7 protein-coding genes are annotated in these 6,036 nt (G+C 72.0%); 1 reads left to right on the forward strand and 6 read right to left on the reverse strand.

Annotated features, from left to right (window positions below):
• The first annotated feature begins 146 nt into the window (after nt 1-146).
• Nucleotides 147-302 carry a hypothetical protein gene (locus BIU95_RS18735; RefSeq protein ID WP_017887497.1) on the forward strand — a complete coding sequence of 52 codons (156 nt, stop codon included), beginning with the start codon at nt 147-149 and terminating at the stop codon, nt 300-302.
• Between the two features lie 322 nt (nt 303-624).
• Here the strand turns inward: BIU95_RS18735 and BIU95_RS18740 are convergent, their stop codons facing one another.
• The 6 genes from BIU95_RS18740 to BIU95_RS12240 form a co-directional block, all read right to left on the reverse strand.
• The gene (locus BIU95_RS18740; protein ID WP_017887496.1) at nt 625-801 is read right to left on the reverse strand and encodes a hypothetical protein; all 177 of its coding nucleotides are present in this window, start codon (nt 799-801) and stop codon (nt 625-627) included.
• 10 nt (nt 802-811) lie between these two features.
• Nucleotides 812-1,786 (reverse strand): sugar phosphate isomerase/epimerase, encoded by a 975-nt coding sequence (locus BIU95_RS12220; protein WP_017887495.1) that lies wholly within the window; start codon nt 1,784-1,786, stop codon nt 812-814.
• A gap of 153 nt (nt 1,787-1,939) precedes the next feature.
• Nucleotides 1,940-2,623 (reverse strand): fumarylacetoacetate hydrolase family protein, encoded by a 684-nt coding sequence (locus BIU95_RS12225; protein ID WP_017887494.1) that lies wholly within the window; start codon nt 2,621-2,623, stop codon nt 1,940-1,942.
• A gap of 33 nt (nt 2,624-2,656) precedes the next feature.
• On the reverse strand, nt 2,657-2,872 hold the full coding sequence (locus BIU95_RS12230) for a hypothetical protein (RefSeq protein WP_017887493.1): 216 nt from the start codon (nt 2,870-2,872) through the stop codon (nt 2,657-2,659).
• Nucleotides 2,853-3,182, reverse strand: coding sequence for a hypothetical protein (locus BIU95_RS12235; RefSeq protein ID WP_017887492.1), 330 nt, complete (start codon nt 3,180-3,182; stop codon nt 2,853-2,855). The genes BIU95_RS12230 and BIU95_RS12235 overlap by 20 nt, the downstream gene beginning before the upstream one ends.
• 93 nt (nt 3,183-3,275) lie before the next feature.
• Nucleotides 3,276-5,732, reverse strand: coding sequence for a phosphoketolase (locus BIU95_RS12240; protein WP_071251784.1), 2,457 nt, complete (start codon nt 5,730-5,732; stop codon nt 3,276-3,278).
• Nucleotides 5,733-6,036 lie beyond the last annotated feature (304 nt).

A 6,036-nucleotide genomic window follows, 5' to 3' on the forward strand; every position in this document is an offset into this window, starting at 1 on the left:
CCGCGGCCGGCGCATGCATCCGCATGGGTCCGCCCCTGGCGAAATTCCGTCCCCCGTGCGACGCTCGGGCGGGGGACGATTCCGGCAACGACGCCGGGGTCCGGCCACGGACTGTTACGTTCGCCGAGACGAAGGGGGCTCAGGGGATGAACTCGAGCAAGTACCTGCCGCCGTTCACGGCCGCAGAACGCGTCGCGATCACCGGGGACGACCTGTCGCAGCGGATCGTCGAACCGCGCAGCAGCACCACGGAGACCGAGGTCCGGTACGCGGACTTCCTCGCCGACGAGGACGACGACTGACGAGCACGGTGGCCTGACCCGCGCGGCGGCCCGGCGGCTCCGTGGTGGCGGAACGGGTCGGCGGACCCGACGGCCCGCACGCTGGATCAGGGAGCGCACGGACCGCCGCCGGGGCACGCGGCCAGCCGGTTCAGGGAGACCGGCCGCACGGCCCCGCACCGGGCGCGCAGCAGCGCAACCGGTGGGTCCACTGGTGGGACGCACCGAGTGAGGGGATCGTCACACGCGAAGACGAACGAATCGCCGGGCGACCTGGATGGTCGCCCGGCGATTCCGCCGATGTGGGGAGTGCTTTTCGGGTCAGTACCGGGTCAGTACCGGGTCACGCCGCGGGGGCGGGTCCGTCGGCGGGCTCCGCGTGGTCGGCCACGGGGGCGTCCTCGTCGATGAGCGCGTCCTCGTCCGGCTCCACGACCTCGGCCGCGGCGGCCTTGGCCTCGTCGATGGACTCCTGAGAACGGCGGAGCAGGTCGTCGTCGTGTGCTGCCTGATCGGTCATGCCCAGCAACCTACGCGGGCGTCCCTGTGTCGGCGTCCCGACGTCGCGCACCGTTCGTCGGGTCGTGGCGGCCGGTCTGCGGCGGCTCGAAGTCGACGGCGGACGTCGGTGCGGGCGTCGAGGGCATCGCCGGGGCAGCCGGGGCACCGAAGGCGTCAGCGGCGTCGAGCACCGCACGGGTGGCGGCGACGGCGGTGCGGAGCGCGTCACGGACGGGCATCGCACGGTGCGCCGGGGTCCGGACCTCGACGCCCCACGGCTCGTCGAACCCGAGTTCACGCACCGTCCGGACGAGGCCGGGCAGGTCCCACGCCCCGGCACCGGGCAGGTACCGCGCGGTCCGGGACTCCTCGGCCAGGGTCATCCCGCTCGGGGTGTGCAGCAGTCCGTCGCTCAGCTCGACGGCTGCGAGGACCCCCGGTGCGACGCCCTGCCGGATCGACGCGAGGGTCGAACCGCCGCGGAGCGCGTGCATGGCGTCGAGGAGCAGCCCGCCGTTCGGGTGCCCGGCAGCGGCGACGAAGCGTGCGGCCCGTTCGATCGTGGGCAGGTTGGACCACGGCTCCGGCTCGAGCACGATCTGCGCCCCGACGGCCTCGGCCTGGTCGGCGAGCGCGACCCAGTCGTCGGCCATCGTCGCAGGGGAGGCTCCGGGCAACGAAGTGTCGGCACGGACCACCACCTGCCAGGCGCTCAGGGTCGCGGCGGCCTCGAGCACCACCCCGCGATCGGCGTCTTCGTCCTGGGTGCGGCTCGCGCAGGTCCACCACCGGTCGAGCGGTCCGAGCTGGACCCAGACGATGCCGGCCCCGTCGAGCATGCGGCGGAGTTCGGCGAAGCCCGTCGTGGCACGGACCTCGTGCAGGTCGTCGAGGGACAGTGACAGGCCGGCGAACCCGGCGGACCCCACCGCGTGCACGCGGTCGCGGACGCTCTCGTCGCCCGCCCACGTCCAGGACGTGGCGAGCAGGTCGTGTTCCAGCACGGTCGTACCTCCGGCAGTCCCGGGGTGTCCGCGTCGCCCCGTCGCGATGCGCCGCCCCGTGTCCGCCGCGGGCCCCACCCGCGACGATGCCCAAGGATTACCCGTGCTGCCTGCGAAGGCTCCCAGCCCGTCGACACATCGGCGACACGTGGCTCAGACGATCCGGGTCCGGACCTCGCCGACACCGGCGATCGTGCCGATGAGCACCGAGCCGCGTTCGAGCACGCCGACGCCGTCGGGGGTGCCGGTCATCAGCAGGTCGCCGGGCGCGAGCGACACCGACCGCGAGACCGCCGCGATCGTCTCGGCGACCGACCAGATCTGGTCGGCCAGGTCGCCCGCCTGCCGGAGTTCCCCGTCCACCGTCAGCTCGATCGCGCCGCTGGTCGGATCGACCGCGTCCGCCGGGGTGATCGCGCCGATCGGTGCCGAGGCATCGAAGCCCTTCGCGGTGTCCCACGGGCGCCCGAGTCGCTTCGCCTCGGCCTGCAGGTCACGGCGGGTCAGGTCGATGCCGACGGCGTAGCCCCACACGTGGGCGAGGGCACCGGCGACGGCGATGTCCGCGCCGCCGGTGCCGATCGCGACGACGAGCTCGACCTCGTGCTCCAGTTGCTGGGTCAGGGGCGGGTACGGGGTGTCGGCGTCGTCGACCACGACGGCGTCGGCCGGCTTGGTGAAGAAGAACGGCGGCTCGCGGTCCGGGTCGTGGCCCATCTCGCGGGCGTGCGCCGCGTAGTTCCGGCCGACGCAGAACACACGGCGGACGGGGAACCGCGCGCCCGTCGTCGTGGGCACGGTCGGGAGGCTCGGGGCCGGGATGACGAGTTCGGTCACGGTCCCAGCGTGGCAGGCTCGCATGGCGTCGGTTCAGCCCTCACCGAAGGACGCCTCGTCCTTGAGCTTCCGCGCTCGTGCGCGCTCCTGCCGTTCGCGCCATTCGATCCGCGCCTGACGGAGCTCTTCCTCGGCGCCCTTCGCCCGCATCATGGGCCCGTAGTGCGGGTCTGCCAGCAGTGCGGGCGTCGTCAGTTCACGTCCGTCGAGCCAGCGCTTGAAGTCCTTGTCACTCAGCTTCGAGATCATCGTTCGCTCCTTCGATCGTCGCTGCGGTCAGGTCGTCGAGCGCCCGGCCGACCCAGCGGTCGTCCGCGGTCGTCCAACTGCGGCTCACCAGCGCAGCTGCCATCACACCGGCGGCCGCGCGCGTTCCTTCGTCGTCCGAGGTGGCCCGGTCGGCGACCCACGACCAACGCTGCCACCACAGGTCGCGGTGCACCGAGAACTCTGCATTTCGCCGTCCTGCGCGCCCGTCGAGCACCGAGGCGACGAGCGCCCCCAGCGCGACGGACGCGCTCGTGACCGACACGAGCGCACTGATCCAGCCGATGTCCATGCCGGAACCCTGACAGCACGGAACCGGTCACGCGGCGGGCGTGACCGGTCCTGTGGAGGGTGCTCCGGGCCTCCAGGCCTGTGGAGGAGTGCGTCAGTTGCCGGGCGCGGACGCCTCGGTCTCGCCCGCACCCGGGTCGCCGCCGGTCCCACCGCTGGCGGGTTCGTCCTGCGGCCAGCCCGCGAACTCCCAGCCCGCGAGCGACGGGTGGTCCTCGCCCTTCGTGTACGCGAACGTCCGTGCAGCGTCACGCGCCTCGGACAGCTTCGTGAGCAGGTCGGCGTGCGCCTCGGCGTCCACCCGTGTCAGGGCGTCGTGGGCCAGGGCGAAGCGGTCCATCTCGTTGCGCATGAGCATGTCGAACGGCGAGGTCGTCGTGCCCTGCTCGAGGAACCCGTGCACGTGCAGGTCGTCGTGCCCGTTCCGGCGGTACGTCAGCTGGTGCACGAGCGTCGGGTACCCGTGGAACGCGAAGACCGTGGGCGTGCCGGGCAGGAAGAGCGCGTCGTACTGCTCGTCCGGGATCGGGTGCTCGTGCTTGCGCGGGTCGCCGAGCGCCAGCAGGTCGACGACGTTGAGGACGCGGACACCGACCCCGGGTGCGTGCTTCCGGATGATGTCCGTGGCGGCGACCGCCTCGACGGTGGGGACGTCACCGGCGCACGCGAGGACGACGTCGACCCTGCCGACGGCCTGCTCGGTGCCGGCGAAGTCCCAGACCCCGAGTCCTGCGTCGGCGTGCGCGACGGCGTCCTCGAGGGACAGGAAGACCGGCTCCGGGTGCTTGCCCGCGACGATCACCTCGATGCGGTCCGTGGTCTCCATGGCATGGGCGGCGACGGCGAGCAGGGTGTTGGCGTCGGCCGGCAGCTTGATCCGCACGAGGTCCTGCTGCTTCGACGCGACGACGTCCAGGAACCCGGGGTCCTGGTGGGAGAAGCCGTTGTGGTCCTGCCGCCAGACGTGCGACGACAGCAGGAGCGACAGGTTCGACACCGGTGCCCGCCAGTCGATGTCGGTCGAGGACTCCAACCACTTGGCGTACTGCCCGACCATCGAGTCGATGATGTGGGCGAACGCCTCGTAGGTGTTGAGCATCCCGTGCCGACCGGACAGCACGTACCCCTCGAGCATGCCCTCGAGCAGGTGCTCGGACAGGACCTCGGTGACCCTGCCGCGGGGGGAGAGGTGCTCGTCGCCCGGCGCACGCTGGGCACGCCAGACGCGGGTGGTGACGTCGAACACGGCGTCGAGCTTGTTCGAGATGGTCTCGTCCGGACCGAACAGCCGGAAGGTCGAGGCGTTCTTCTCGATCAGGGCGGCGAGCCAGGGGCCGAGCGTGCCCGTGGCGGACGCTTCGGTGCCGGCCTCGACCGCGTACGGCTCGAGGGGTGGGCGGTCGAGCGCGGTCCGCAGCCGGCCGCCGTTGCCGTGCGGGGTGGCGCTCATCCGCTCGTCGCCGGTCGGGCGGATCGACGTCATGATGCCGACCGGGTGGCCGTCCTGGTCGAAGAGCTCCTCCGGGCGGTACGAGCGCATCCACTCCTCGAGCTGGGCGCGGTGACCGTCGTCCTCGCGCACGGCCGGCAGTGGCACCTGGTGTGCACGGAAGGTCCCCTCGACCTGTTCACCGTCGACCACCTTCGGGCCGGTCCAGCCCTTCGGGGTGCGCAGCACGATCATCGGCCACCGCGGACGCAGGGCCGCGGCGCCGGCGGGCTGGCCGGCGGCGGCACGAGCGGCCTGGGCACGTGCGGCGGCCTGGATGTCGTCGATGCCGGCGAGGGCGCGTCGCAGGGCGCCGTCGAACAGGGCGTGGACCGCGTACGGGTCGTCGTCGACGCGGCGGGAGTCGACCACGATCGGGTCGTACCCGAGCCCGCGGAAGTACGCGGTGAGGTCCTCGTCGGGGATGCGTGCCAGGACCGTCGGGTTCGCGATCTTCCAGCCGTTGAGGTTGAGGATCGGCAGCACTGCTCCGTCGGAGACCGGGTCGAGGAACGTGTGCGCCTGCCACGACCCGGCGAGCGGACCGGTCTCGGCCTCACCGTCGCCGACCACGCACGCGACGACGAGGTCGGGGTTGTCGAGCGCCGCACCGTACGCGTGGGAGAGCGAGTAGCCGAGCTCGCCGCCCTCGTTGATGGACCCGGGGGTCTCCGGGGCGGCGTGCGAGGGGATGCCGCCGGGGAACGAGAACTGTCGGAAGAACCGCTGCAGGTCGACGTCCTGGTACAGCTCGTTCCAGGTGCCGTCCAGCCAGGCGTTCGCGTTCATCGCCGGGCCGCCGTGTCCCGGCCCGCAGATGTACAGGAACTCGCGACCGGTCTCCGTGATCAGCGCGTTGCAGTGCGCGTACACGAGGTTCAGCGCGGGGGAGGTGCCCCAGTGGCCGAGCAGCCGCGGCTTGACGTCGTCGGGTTCGATCGGCCGGCTGAGCAGCGGGTTGTCCAGCAGGTAGATCTGCCCGACCGTCAGGTAGTTGGCGGCGCGCCACCAGGCGTCGACCGCCCGGAGCCGGTCGGTGGTGGAGATGTGTGCTGGAGCCATGGGTACACGGTACGAAACACCGGGTTGCTGCACCTCAGGAAACTCGTCCAAACCGTTCGGGCAGCGGCGCCGAATGACTTGCACAGGGCAAAAGCCCAGGGCGCTCTCCGGTCGCAGTTGGCCGGTACTCAGCGCGTGCACAGTGCACGTTCGGCCACCGGCCGGAGCGCCTCCAGAGCAAAGGACTGATCACGATGCGCAAGAGCCTCAAGACCTCCATCACCCTCGCCACCACCGGCGCCCTCGTCCTGGGCGGTGCCGCGTTCGGCATCTCCTCCGCCCAAGCCGCGACCCCCGCGATCCA

It is taken from the genome of Curtobacterium sp. MCBA15_007 (assembly GCF_001864905.1).
Classification (GTDB): domain Bacteria; phylum Actinomycetota; class Actinomycetes; order Actinomycetales; family Microbacteriaceae; genus Curtobacterium; species Curtobacterium poinsettiae.